The organism is Micrococcus sp. EYE_212, assembly GCF_023147585.1.
Lineage (GTDB): Bacteria > Actinomycetota > Actinomycetes > Actinomycetales > Micrococcaceae > Micrococcus.
Window position 1 is genome coordinate 60,615 of record NZ_JAHXOZ010000001.1, and the last position, 11,833, is coordinate 72,447.

Annotated in this window: 12 protein-coding genes; 5 read left to right on the top strand and 7 right to left on the bottom strand. The window is 73.4% G+C overall.

From position 1 onward, the window contains the following. Window positions 1–77: 77 nt before the first annotated feature. Both KZX60_RS00310 and KZX60_RS00315 read right to left on the bottom strand, forming a co-directional pair. Window positions 78–812: a DNA-binding protein gene (locus KZX60_RS00310; protein WP_248115024.1), complete on the bottom strand. Its 735-nt coding sequence runs from the start codon at window positions 810–812 to the stop codon at window positions 78–80. Continuing rightward, window positions 809–1,750 (bottom strand): Nif3-like dinuclear metal center hexameric protein, encoded by a 942-nt coding sequence (locus tag KZX60_RS00315; protein ID WP_248115026.1) that lies wholly within the window; start codon window positions 1,748–1,750, stop codon window positions 809–811. The genes KZX60_RS00310 and KZX60_RS00315 overlap by 4 nt, the downstream gene beginning before the upstream one ends. A gap of 103 nt (window positions 1,751–1,853) precedes the next feature. Here KZX60_RS00315 and msrA point away from each other — a divergent pair, with 103 nt between their 5' ends. The 3 genes from msrA (at window position 1,854) to epsC (ending at window position 4,096) form a co-directional block, all read left to right on the top strand. Then, complete coding sequence (gene msrA, locus KZX60_RS00320; protein ID WP_248115028.1) at window positions 1,854–2,432, top strand: peptide-methionine (S)-S-oxide reductase MsrA; 579 nt, start codon at window positions 1,854–1,856, stop codon at window positions 2,430–2,432. Between the two features lie 79 nt (window positions 2,433–2,511). Beyond that, window positions 2,512–3,447 (top strand): cysteine synthase A, encoded by a 936-nt coding sequence (gene cysK / locus KZX60_RS00325; RefSeq protein ID WP_248115030.1) that lies wholly within the window; start codon window positions 2,512–2,514, stop codon window positions 3,445–3,447. A gap of 61 nt (window positions 3,448–3,508) precedes the next feature. After that, window positions 3,509–4,096, top strand: a complete 588-nt coding sequence (gene epsC, locus KZX60_RS00330) for a serine O-acetyltransferase EpsC (RefSeq protein WP_248115032.1) — start codon at window positions 3,509–3,511, stop codon at window positions 4,094–4,096. A gap of 72 nt (window positions 4,097–4,168) precedes the next feature. Here epsC and gndA read toward each other — a convergent pair whose 3' ends face one another. The 3 genes from gndA to KZX60_RS00345 all read right to left on the bottom strand — a co-directional run bounded on the left by gndA (window position 4,169) and on the right by KZX60_RS00345 (window position 7,427). After that, window positions 4,169–5,725, bottom strand: a complete 1,557-nt coding sequence (gene gndA / locus KZX60_RS00335) for an NADP-dependent phosphogluconate dehydrogenase (RefSeq protein WP_248115034.1) — start codon at window positions 5,723–5,725, stop codon at window positions 4,169–4,171. A gap of 80 nt (window positions 5,726–5,805) precedes the next feature. Continuing rightward, entirely contained in the window at window positions 5,806–6,720 is a 915-nt protein-coding gene (gene ppk2, locus KZX60_RS00340; protein ID WP_248115035.1) for a polyphosphate kinase 2, read from the bottom strand. Window positions 6,721–6,923: 203 nt separating this feature from the next. Continuing rightward, complete coding sequence (locus tag KZX60_RS00345; RefSeq protein ID WP_248115036.1) at window positions 6,924–7,427, bottom strand: hypothetical protein; 504 nt, start codon at window positions 7,425–7,427, stop codon at window positions 6,924–6,926. 287 nt (window positions 7,428–7,714) lie between these two features. On the opposite strand from KZX60_RS00345, the gene KZX60_RS00350 reads away from it, so the two are divergent. Further along, the gene (locus KZX60_RS00350; RefSeq protein WP_248115037.1) at window positions 7,715–9,103 is read left to right on the top strand and encodes a YncE family protein; all 1,389 of its coding nucleotides are present in this window, start codon (window positions 7,715–7,717) and stop codon (window positions 9,101–9,103) included. A gap of 91 nt (window positions 9,104–9,194) precedes the next feature. Here the strand turns inward: KZX60_RS00350 and KZX60_RS00355 are convergent, their stop codons facing one another. Together KZX60_RS00355 and KZX60_RS00360 are read right to left on the bottom strand one after the other, a co-directional pair. Beyond that, window positions 9,195–9,554 (bottom strand): AzlD domain-containing protein, encoded by a 360-nt coding sequence (locus KZX60_RS00355; protein WP_248115038.1) that lies wholly within the window; start codon window positions 9,552–9,554, stop codon window positions 9,195–9,197. Next, a complete protein-coding gene (locus tag KZX60_RS00360) occupies window positions 9,551–10,384 on the bottom strand; it encodes an AzlC family ABC transporter permease (RefSeq protein ID WP_248115039.1) in 834 nt (277 codons plus the stop codon). The genes KZX60_RS00355 and KZX60_RS00360 overlap by 4 nt, the downstream gene beginning before the upstream one ends. A gap of 280 nt (window positions 10,385–10,664) precedes the next feature. Between KZX60_RS00360 and KZX60_RS12050 the strand changes: the two genes are divergently transcribed. After that, window positions 10,665–11,789, top strand: coding sequence for a C40 family peptidase (locus KZX60_RS12050; RefSeq protein ID WP_248115040.1), 1,125 nt, complete (start codon window positions 10,665–10,667; stop codon window positions 11,787–11,789). The last annotated feature ends 44 nt before the right edge of the window (window positions 11,790–11,833 follow it).

Consider the following 11,833-nt stretch of genomic DNA (forward strand, 5'->3'; position numbering starts at 1 on the left):
CTGTACTGATGGGCGCGTCGGCACGCGCCGGGCAGCGCTGCGCCGCACCCTGCAGAACCCCGCCGACGTCGGCGAGCTCAGCCGCGCACGAGGATCGCGCCCGACTCCGGGCAGCGCGCCACGGCCTCGGGCGGCAGCGCCGTGATCCGGGCGATGTCGGCCGGGGAGAGCTCCATGCCGGTCGCGCTGGAGCAGCGTCCCATGAGGCGCGCGGCCCCGATGCCCCCGTTGGCCTCGCGGGCCTTCTCGTAGAGGGCGAGGAGCGGGGCGGGGAGCAGGCCCGCGAGGGCGGCACGGTGGGCCGTGAGCTCGCGCCCCTCGAGGGTGACCTGCTGGCCCGTGGCGCGCAGGTGGGCCACCCGCTCGCCGACGGCGTGACGCGCCTCCGCCAGGCTCGCCTGCGCCGCGCGGACGGCCTGCTCGGCGGCGTCCGCGGACTGCATCGCCACGAGGGCGGCCTCCTCGTGCTCCGCCAGGAGGGCCTCGAGCGTCTGCTCCTCATGGGCCAGGCCCTCGAGGTCGCGGGAGGAGGTGCCGGATGCGGCGAGCCGCTCCCGGGTGCGGTCACGGCGGGCGCGCGTTGCCGCGGCCTTCTCCGAGGCGGAGGCCGCCTGCCGGTCGGCCTCCTCGGACGCGGCGGTGGCGTCCGCGAGCGCCTCCTCGGCGGCGCGGGCCGCCTCCTGGCGCTCTGCGTGCTCGGCGTCGGTGCGCAGGCGCGCAAGCGCGGTCCTGGCCTGGAGGATCCGGGTGTCCAGGTCCTGCAGCTCCAGGAGCCTTGCCTGGACGGCGGGGGGCGCTGTCAGAGCGGTCACGGTGCGTTCCTCTCGGTGATGACGTAGTCCCACGGGTCGGTCACCCGGGTGGACACGATCGACTCGACGGTGCGGCCCGCCGCGTGCAGGGCCTCCTCGAGGGCGCGGGCGCCCACGGGCAGCCACAGCCACTCGCTCGCCCAGTGGGAGACGTCCACCAGGAACGGGCGGCCGCCCGTGAGACGGGCGGCCTCGCGCGCCTCGGAGGCCGGGTGGTGGCGCAGGTCGGCGGTCACGTACGCGTCTGCCCCGCTCGCGCGCACGGCGTCGAACAGACTGTCCCCCGCACCGCCGCACACCGCCACGGTGCGGACCTCGCCCTCGGCGTCCCCGGCTGCGCGCACCCCGCCGGCGACGCCGGGCAGCACCCGGTGCACACGGCCCGCCAGCTCCGCGAGGCTCACGGGGGCGGGCAGCACGCCGACGCGGCCGATGCCCTCCGCGTCCGTGCCGGCCCCGGACGGCTGGAGCGGCCGCAGGTCCTCAAGGCCGATCGCCTGGGCGAGCACGTCGGAGACTCCGCCCACGGCCGAGTCCGCGTTGGTGTGGGCGGCCACGAGCCCGATGCCGTGCTCGATCAGGGTGTGGAGGAGCTCTCCCTTGTACGCCGCACCATGCCCCGTGGCGGCCACGCTGGTCACCCCGCGCAGCAGGAGGGGGTGGTGCGTGATGACGAGGTCGGCACCGGCCTCCACAGCCTCGTCCACCACCGTGCGCACGGGGTCCACGGCCCACAGGATGCGCCGCACAGGCGCCTCGGGTCGGCCGGCCACCGGCCCCACGGCGTCCCAGGATTCGGCGAGGGAACGGGGCCAGAGCCGCTCGACGTGCTCGAGCACCTCCGCGAGCGTGGGCGCCGCGTCGTCCGCGGCCCGCCGGTCGGGTCCGCGCCGCTCGCCGAAGAGGGGGCTGTGGGAAGCTGTGCGCTGACCGGTCATGGGGTCATGATGGACCACCGCCGCCCCCTCCCGCACTCCCTCCCGCCCGCTCGAGTCGGCGGGCGCGGGAATGAACCCGGAAGCGGGGTTGCTGTCTCCGGACATGACCGCGTTCGAATCGCCCTCGCCCGAGCCCACCGCCGCGCCCGCCGACCCCCGCGAGCTCACGCTGGCCGGAGGGTGCTTCTGGTGCCTCGACGCCGTGTACCGCCGCGTGCGGGGCGTCCTGGAGGTCGAGTCCGGGTACACGGGAGGCCGCGTTCCCGCGCCGGACTACGCGGCCGTGTGCACCGGGACCACCGGCCATGCCGAGGCCGTGCGCGTGCGGTTCGACGCCGCCGTCGTGCCCGCCGAGGTGATCATGGACCTCTTCTTCACGGGCCATGACCCGACCTCGCTGAACCGCCAGGGCCACGACGTCGGCACGCAGTACCGCTCCGCGGTGTTCGCCCGCGACGAGGAGGAGGCCCGCTTCTACGAGCGCGAGGTCGCCCGCGCGCAGGAGAACTACGATCGCCCGATCGTCACCACCGTCGAGCCCGCGGGTCCGTGGTTCCCCGCCGAGGACGTCCACCAGGACTTCTACACCCGTCGCCCCGGCAACGGCTACTGCCAGGTGGTCATCGACCCGAAGCTCGCGCGCGTCCGCCGACGCTACGCCGCGTGGCTCACCGAGGGCTGAGTCCCGCTCCCCCGGCATAGCCTGGTCCCGACCCGTCCCACCCCGTTCCACCCCGTTCCACCCACTCAGGAGGTCCCCCATGGCCCGCATCCTCGACGACATCACCCAGGCGGTCGGCAGCACGCCGCTCGTCCGTCTCAACCGGCTGACGGAGGGCCTGCCCGGCGACGTGGCCGTCAAGGTGGAGTTCTACAACCCGGCCAACTCGGTCAAGGACCGCATCGGCACCGCCATCGTGGACGCCGCCGAGGCGTCCGGCGCGCTGGCGCCCGGGGGGACCATCGTGGAGGGCACCTCCGGCAACACCGGCATCGCCCTGGCCATGGTGGGAGCCGCCCGCGGCTACCGTGTGATCCTCACGATGCCCGAGACGATGTCCACGGAGCGACGCGTGATGCTCAAGGCCTTCGGCGCGGAGATCGTGCTCACCCCCGGCGCCGAGGGGATGCGCGGCGCCCTCGAGCGCGCGCAGGAGATCGTCCGCACCACCCCGAACTCCATCTGGGCCCAGCAGTTCGCCAACGAGGCCAACGTGCAGGCGCACTACACCGGCACCGGCCCGGAGATCTGGGACGCCTCGGAGGGCGCGGTGGACGTGTTCGTCGCCGGCGTGGGCACGGGCGGCACCATCACCGGCGCCGGCCGCTACCTGCGCGAGCAGAAGTCGGACGTGAAGCTCATCGCGGTCGAGCCGGCCGACTCGCCCATCCTCTCCGGCGGCAAGGCCGGCCCCCACAAGATCCAGGGCATCGGCGCCAACTTCGTCCCGGAGATCCTGGACACCGAGCTGTACGACGAGGTGTACGCCGCCTCCTTCGAGGAGTCCCTCGAGGTCGCGCGCGAGCTGGGCCGCAAGGAGGGCATCCTCGGGGGCATCTCCACCGGCGCGATCGTCTCCGCCGCGCTGAAGGAGGCCGCCAAGCCGCAGAGCGAGGGCAAGCTGATCGTCGCGGTCGTGTGCGACTTCGGCGAGCGCTACATCTCCACGCCCCTGTTCGAGGACATCCGCGGCTGACCGCCGCCGCCCTCCTCTGCGCACGCACCCCGCTCCCCCGTCACCGAAAGGGCCTGACCCCTTGGGCTTCATCTCCCGCTTGAAGGAAGACATCGCCACCGTCCGCAGCCACGACCCGGCCGCGCGCGGCGATCTCGAGGTGGCCCTCGTGTACTCGGGGCTGCACGCCGTGTGGTCGCACCGCGTGGCCCACCGGATGTGGCGCCACGACCGCCTCAAGACGCCGGCTCGCGTGCTCTCCCAGGCGACGCGCGCCCTGACGGGGATCGAGATCCACCCGGGTGCGACCATCGGACGACGCTTCTTCGTCGACCACGGCATGGGCGTGGTCATCGGGGAGACCGCCGAGGTGGGCGACGACGTGATGCTCTACCACGGCGTCACCCTCGGCGGCCGCTCGCTCGAGAGGGTGAAGCGCCACCCCACCCTGCGCGACGGCGTGGTGGTCGGCGCGGGGGCGAAGATCCTCGGCCCCGTGGAGATCGGCGAGGGCACCGCGGTGGGCGCGAACGCCGTCGTCGTGAAGGACACCCCGGCGGACGCCATCGCCACGGGCATCCCGGCCACGTACCGGCTGCGCTCGTGCAAGGAGGAGACGGTGCCCCTCGTGGACCCGGCCGAGTTCGTGGAGCCGGCCCTCTACATCTGAGCCCGCTCATGACGGCGCCCTGCACCCCCGGCTCGGGGGTGCAGGGCGCGGCCGATTCCGCGGCGTGACTCGTCAGGCCGTGGGGTCGCCCTCGGCGGGCTGCGGCATGACGACGGGCACGCCGTCGCCGTCCACCTCCGTGCGGTCCCCGGACCACAGGGTGTGGAACGAGCCCTCTCGGTCCGTGCGGCGGTAGGTGTGGGCGCCGAAGAAGTCGCGCTGGCCCTGGATGAGGGCGGCGGGCAGGCGGTCGGCGCGCAGGCCGTCGTAGTACGCGAGGGCGGAGGAGAAGACCGGCACGGGCACGCCGGCGGAGATCGCGGCGCCCACCACGCGGCGCCACGCGGGCAGCGCGTCGGCGATCGCGCGGGTGAACTCGGGGGCGAACAGCAGGTTCAGCGGCTGGCCCTCCGCGCGGGTGCCCGGCTCGGGGTGGCGGTCGGTGTCCCGGCCGCCGAACGCCGTCATGATGACGTCCAGCAGGTCGGCGCGGATGATGCAGCCGTCGCGCCACAGGGAGGCGATGGTGCCGAGGTCCAGCGACCAGCCGTACTCGGCCGCGGCGGCGGAGAGCATGTCCAGGCCCTGCGCGTAGGCCACGAGCTTGGAGGCGAAGAGCGCCTGGCGCACGTCCTCCACGAACTGCTCGCGGTCGGCGTCGGCCACGCCCGCGCCGTCGACGCCCGCCACGAGGGTCTCGCGGGCGATCTCCCGGACCTCTCGCTGCGAGGAGAGCGAGCGGGCGAAGACCGACTCGGCGATCGCCGCGACGGGCGCGCCGACGTCGAGGCCCGAGATGGCGGTCCAGCGGCCGGTGCCCTTCTGGCCGGCCTCGTCCACGATCACATCGATCAGCGGGCGGCCCGTGGCGGCGTCGGTCTGGCGCAGCACCTCGGCCGTGATCTCGATGAGGTAGGAGGACAGCTCGGTGCGGTTCCACGCGTCGAACACGGCGGCCTGCGCGGCGGGCTCGATGCCGGCCACGCGGCGCAGCAGGTCGTGGGCCTCGCCGATGACCTGCATGTCCGCGTACTCGATGCCGTTGTGGACCATCTTCACGTAGTGGCCGGCGCCGTCCGTGCCGACCCAGGCGCAGCAGGGCTCGCCGTCGTACTGGGCGGCGATCCGCTCCAGCATGGGGCCGACCGCGGCGTAGGACTCCTTCGGGCCGCCCGGCATGATGGCAGGCCCGTTCAGCGCGCCCTCCTCGCCGCCGGAGACCCCGACGCCGACGAAGTGCAGCCCCTGCGCGGCGAGCGCGGCCTCACGGCGGCGCGTGTCCTCGTAATGGGAGTTGCCGGCGTCGATGACGATGTCGCCCTCCTCCAGGAGGGGCACGAGCTGGTCGATGACCGCGTCGACGGGGGCGCCGGCCTTGACCATGATCAGCACGCGGCGCGGCACGGCGAGGGAGGCGACGAGCTCTTCGAGCGAGCCCGTGGCCACGAACTCGCCCTCGTGGCCGTGCTCGGCCACGAGCTGGTCCGTCCGGCCGCGGCTGCGGTTGTGGAGGGCCACGGTGTAGCCGTTGCGCGCGAAGTTGCGGGCCAGGTTGGCCCCCATCACCGCGAGCCCGGTGACGCCGATGTCCGCGGTGCCGGCGAGGGCGGTGGTCGTCTGCTCGGTCATGCCTGAGGAGCCTCCTGTGCGGGGGTGGATGCGTGCGGGGGCGGAGTCCCGCCCGCCCCCGCCAGCCTAGCGGCCGAGGGTCAGTCCCCGACGGCGTCGCGGCCGCGGCGGATGATCAGCGGGTCCGGCTCACCCACGACCTCGTGGTCCTTGCCCTCGTACTCGAACTGCGTGAGGAAGTAGCGCATGGCGTTGAGCCGGGCGCGCTTCTTGTCGTTCGAGCGGATGGAGATCCACGGGGCGTGGTCCGTGTCCGTGTGCAGGAACATCGCCTCCTTGGCGTCCGTGTAGGCCTCCCAGCGGTCCAGGGACTCGAGGTCCATGGGCGAGAGCTTCCACTGGCGGACGGGGTCGATCTGCCGGATCGCGAAGCGGGTGCGCTGCTCGGTCTGGGTCACGGAGAACCAGAACTTCGTGAGGTGGATGCCGTCGTCGACCAGCATCTTCTCGAACAGGGGCACCTGGTTCATGAAGCGGCGGTACTGCTCGTCCGTGGAGAAGCCCATGACGCGCTCGACGCCGGCCCGGTTGTACCAGGAGCGGTCGAAGAGCACCATCTCGCCCACCGTGGGGAAGTGCTGGATGTAGCGCTGGAAGTACCACTGGCCCTGCTCGCGGTCCGAGGGCTTGTTGAGCGCGACGACCCGGGCCATGCGGGGGTTGAGGTGCTCCGTGAAGCGCTTGATGGTGCCGCCCTTGCCGGCGGCGTCCCGGCCCTCGAACACGAGGATGTGGCGCTGGCCCGTGTCCTCGGACCAGTACTGCAGCTTCAGCAGCTCGATCTGGAGGCGGTACTTCTCCAGCTCGTACTCCTCGCGGGACATCCGCTCCTCGTACGGGTAGTCCTCCTTCCACGTCTCCACGGCGCGGCCCTGGGGGTCGATCAGGTCCGGGTCGTTGGTGTGACCGTCGGTGACCGTGTAGCCGCCGTCCCGCAGCTTGTCGATGAACTCACGGAGGTTCTCGCGGGGGGCGTCGGGCTGCAGCAGCTCCATGGGCCTTCTCCTTCGGTGGGGTGAGGTCGCGGAGCGGCGGCGCCGCCGCTCCGGGGCTCCGGCGCGGGGTTCGCGCGGACCGTTCTGGCTCCCATTATGGTCCGGGGCCCGGACACGGCCGTGGAGTGGGTCGTCCCGCGAGATGAACAGCCGGTGAACCCTGCCGCTCCGTCGAAGGGCGGCAGCGTCCGGCCCGGGCAGGGTCAGCGCCGGCGCACGGCTCCGACGAGCTCGTCCACGGCCGCCACGGCGGCCCGAGCCGCGTCGACGTCCGCGAACTCGGCCACCGCATCGTCGTAGCGTGCGTGACCGGGGAGCTTGAGGCCGACGCTCGCACCGTCCACGGCGGGGAGGATCCAGAGCCGGGCCCGCGCGTCCACCTCGCGGCCCTGCGCGAGGTCATCCTCCTCGAAGTCCTTCTCATAGCCGGCCCACTCGACGCCGGGCCGGGCGGTGTCGGCGCCGTCGAGCACGTCCGTCCCGCCCATCCGCAGGTAGGTGACCGACTGCAGCAGGGCGTCCACCGTGCGCGCGGCGGCCCGCCCGGCGAGCTCGTCCTGGAAGACGGCCAGGCGGCGCCAGCCGCCGTCGTCGTTGAGGAGCAGGAGCGTCTGCGCGGCCTCCGGTGCGCTCACGATGGCGAGATGGCGCGCGCGGCCCTGGGCGTCGGCGGGCAACTTCCAGAAACCGAGGGGCGTGGCGGACATGGGGCACCTCTTCAGGGGGACGTGCGGGGTGGAGCCTCCCACCCTACGCGGACGACGGCGCCCCGGCGGGCGCCCCGGCGGCCGCCGCCATCGCCTGGCGCATCGTCCGCACCCGCGTGGGCCTGGAGCTCGGGACTGTCCTCCTGGGGCATGGTCCGACCCTCCTGGAGGACGTGGCTCGGACCGAGACCCAGGGCACTTCGCCCCCGCCGTCGCGCTATGATTGCGCTGTGTTCGGCGACGCCGTCGGACGTGCCGATCGACCACCTCGCCCTTGGAGATCCCCCATGCCTCGACTGCACCGCGCCCACGAGACTGCCGACATCGCCGCCGACGCTCGTGCGCCGCGCGGCGTCGACGCCGCCCGCCCCCGAGCGCTGCGGCCCGCCGCCGCGCTGCTCACCGTGGGCCTGCTGCTCACCGGCTGCGCCGGCACGGACGGCGGGCAGACGGAGAACGGGCAGGGAGCCAGCGCCTCCGCCACCCAGGACGGCGGCTCCGGGAAGGGTGACGCCGGCGCAGCTGCCTCCACCCGTGGCCAGGCCAGTGAGGCGCAGGGCCAGGCCGAGGAGTCGGCCTCCGAAGATCCGGCCGACTTCCCGGCGTCCAACACCACCACGCTGACGCACGTGGAGACCATCAAGGACCCCGGCCTGTCGTCGAAGTCGGTGGTCTCCAACCAGCACGGGCTCGTGATCGCCAACAACATGATGTACCGGCACAACGTCATGCTCGTCGACACCCGGAGCCGCGAGGTGGTCCAGACCCTCGAGGACACCGTGGACACGGATGCGATGGGCATCGACGGTCTGTCCGGCGTGGTCAGCGGCTCCCCGGTGGAGGCAGCGTGGACCCAGGACGGCCAGTACGCCTATGTCACCAACTACCAGCTGACCGGCGGGGTGGGCACGGGCACCAAGCCGGATGACAACTGCACCGCCGGCTCGGCGATCGCCCCCTCCCTGGTGTACCGGTACTCGGTGAAGGACAAGAAGTGGGACGCCGCCTACCGGGTGGGCCGGGTGCCCAAGTACGTGGCTCTGTCCCCCGACGATTCCCGCCTGCTGGTCGCCAACTGGTGCGACGCGACCCTGTCCGTCCTCAACACCGGGTCCGGGGAGACCGAGCACACCATCCCCCTGGACACCATGCCTCGCGGCACCGTCGTGCTGCCGGACAACAAGACCGCCTACGTCACCGCGATGTGGGCGGACAAGCTCTTCCGCGTGGACCTGGAGGCCGGCACCGCCGAGGTGGTCCTGCACACCGGCCCCCAGCCGCGCCACCTCACCCTGTCCCCGGACGGGAAGACCCTCTACATGACGGTCGCCGGCGCCGACCAGATCGTGAAGCTGGACGCAGCGACCGGCAAGGTCCTCGCCACGGCGTCGGCCGGGGATGAGCCGCGCTCCATGGACATCTCCGCGGACGGCACGGCGCTGTACGTCGTCAACTACGAGGCCTCCACGGTGACCAAGATCGATGCCGAGACCCTCGAGATCCTCGACACGAAGCCGGCCGGCGAGAACACCGTCGGCGTCACCTACGACGAGCCCACCGGCCAGGTCTGGGTGGCCAACTACGGCGGCACCCTCGACGTCTACGACGACACCGACGGCGTCGGCCCGGGTGCCGGCGGCTCCGCGCAGCCCTCGACCGACACCGCAGGGAACTGACCGCGACCCGGCCGGTCACACCGGAGAGGACCGGCCGGGCAGAGGCCTCCTTCGCCAGGCGACGTCGGCGGCGTCCCGTTCGGCGGGCGTCTCAGAGGGCCAGGTTCACGAGCAGCACGTAGGCCAGCGTCCCCGCCCCGATGGACAGCAGGGTGCGCCGCCCGCCGAGCAGGTGGACGAGCACGGTCACGGCGCTCGCCGCGAGCGCGCAGCGGATGCGCGGCCAGTCGACCGGGTCGCCGGGGGCGAGGGCGGCGGAGTCGAGGATCATCACGACCGCGAGGATCGTCAGGATCCCGGCGGGCATCCACACGGCCAGGCGCGCCACGAGTCCGGACTCGCGAAGCGGGCGCAGCAGGGCGAACGGCAGGGCTCGCAGCAGGAAGGTCACGCCGCCGGACACCAGGGCCGCCGCCACGATGTACCCGGGGTGCACGGCCCCGTCGATCATCGTCCCCCCTCCCCGTCCGCCCTTGTGGGCCCGCCCGGCTCCCCGCCCGCGGCCCGGGGAGCCGAGGCGCCGGGCGCATCGACCGCCGGCAGAGGCAGGGCCACGCCGCTCTCGGCGGCGACGTGCGCCGCCGCCAGCGCCGCCGCGAACCCGAGGAACGAGGCGACCAGCAGCGCGCCCGGCGCGACGACGAGCCCCACCCCGACGGCGGCCGCCGCAGCGAGCACGAGCGGGACGTGGCGGCGGGTGCGGGCGGCGTCGAGGGCGAGGACGATGAACAGCGCGGTGAGCGCGAACTCGAGGCCCTCCACCGGCGCCGGCAGCAGCCCCGCCGCCACGACGCCCACCAGACCGCCGGCCACCCAGTACAGGTGGAGGCTGATCTGGGTGGCGAGCAGGCGCGGGGCCGTCCAGCCGCGGGGATGGGCGGCGGTGATGGCGTAGGCCTCGTCGATGAGCCCGCCCATCGAGTACAGCCGCGCCAACGGGTTCCGCACCACACGCAGCGGGAAGCTGAACGCATAGAACACGTGCCGGAAGTTGAGCAGGAACACGGTCACGGCGATCCCCACCAGGGACGTCCCGGCGACGAGCAGGCTCACCATGAGCAGCTCCACCGAGCCGGCGAACACCACCAGGGACAGCAGCGGGGCCGTCCACCCAGGCAGGCCGGCCTGCACGACGAGCATCCCGAAGGCCACGCCCAGCGGCACCAGTCCCAGCCCCGCCGGCCCGGACAGGCGGATCCCCTCGGCCACCTCGGCGCGGCGGGAAAGCGGAGCGTCCGGCGCGCCGGACGCCGCGCGCGATGACGGTGTGACCTCACTCATGGTCGGCCCAGCGTGCCACAGCCCGTGCGCTCCCTCCGCCGCGACGACGCACGGTGACGAGACGGCGCGGCGCGGGTGATGCCCCGCAGGGCCACCTCCCGAGGAATGCGCGGCGGGGCGGACCACCCGCTACGGTTGCTGATGACACCCGGCCGCCCGCGCAACGCGCCGCCGGACCTCCACCACCGGACGTGCCGCACCACCCTGGACCTCTCGCGAGCCGAACGCCGAGGGGTCCTGTCACGTCCGGAGGCGGCCCACAGACGAGGAGAACCACCGCGTGGAAGCCATCTCAGAACGCCCGCTCACCCGCCGCCGCACGCTACGGGGGCTCGCCGGCGCCGGAGCCGTCGGCGCCCTGGGGCTGACGGGTTGCGCCACCGCGCCGACGACCTCCCCCCAGCAGACTGCCTCGTCGGCCGCGGCGTCGTCCACGTCCCCCGTCGCGGAAACGGGGATCAAGGACCTCGCCGTGGGCGAGGACGCCGTGGTGCGCACCTCCATGACGACCGCCTGGCTCAAGCCCGGCCAGGACCGCGGCTGGACGGACGAGCCCGTCATCAAGGCCGACGCCCGGCCTGACCAGTGGCTCTCCCGCATGGACGTGGCCCAGCAGCGAGGGCTGCTCGGCCGCACCGACACCCAGGCCGCCCTCGGCTCCCGCGTCACCGTCCAAGAGCTCTCCGGGGACTGGGTGAAGGTGAGCTTCCTGGACCAGGCCGCGCCGAACGACGACGGCCATCAGACCAGCTGGGTGCCGCGCGCCCACGTCGTGCGTGATCTCGGCTTCCTCTCCGCCCAGACGGCCGACGGCGCCCAGGTGGTGCGCGTGACCGCCGACAGCACCGGCGTGTTCGACGGCGAGGGCATGGAGCAGACCCTCGTGGTCGTGCCCTTCGGCACCCGCCTGCCGCTGCTGGAGCAGGGCGAGAAGGCCTCGAAGATCCTGCTGCCGAACGAGCGCGAGGGCTGGATCGCCAGCGCAGACGTGGCGGTGGGCGAGCCCGCCCTCGGCACGGTCGAGCAGGTCTTCGAGACCGCGCGTTCCTTCGAGGGGACGCCGTATCTGTGGGGCGGCATCAGCCCGTTCGGCATCGACTGCTCCGGCTTCACCTACACGGTGCTGCGCTCGCACGGCATCCTGCTGCCCCGCGACGCCGGCCCCCAGCTGAACCACTCGGGCCTGCCGAAGGTCTCCGCCGACGACCTCACCCCCGGCGACCTGCTGTTCTACTCACTCGTGCCCGGCGGCGAGAAGATCCGCCACGTCGCCCTGTACCTCGGCAAGGGACACGGCATCCACGCCCCCTTCGTGGGGCGACCGGTCTGCATCGAGACACTGCAGGAGATCAACATCAAGCGCGACTACGCCGGCGCGGTGCGTCCCCGGTACGCCGAGGCCTGACGGCGGGCCCGCGCGGCCGACGACGACGGCCCCGGGACCAGGCG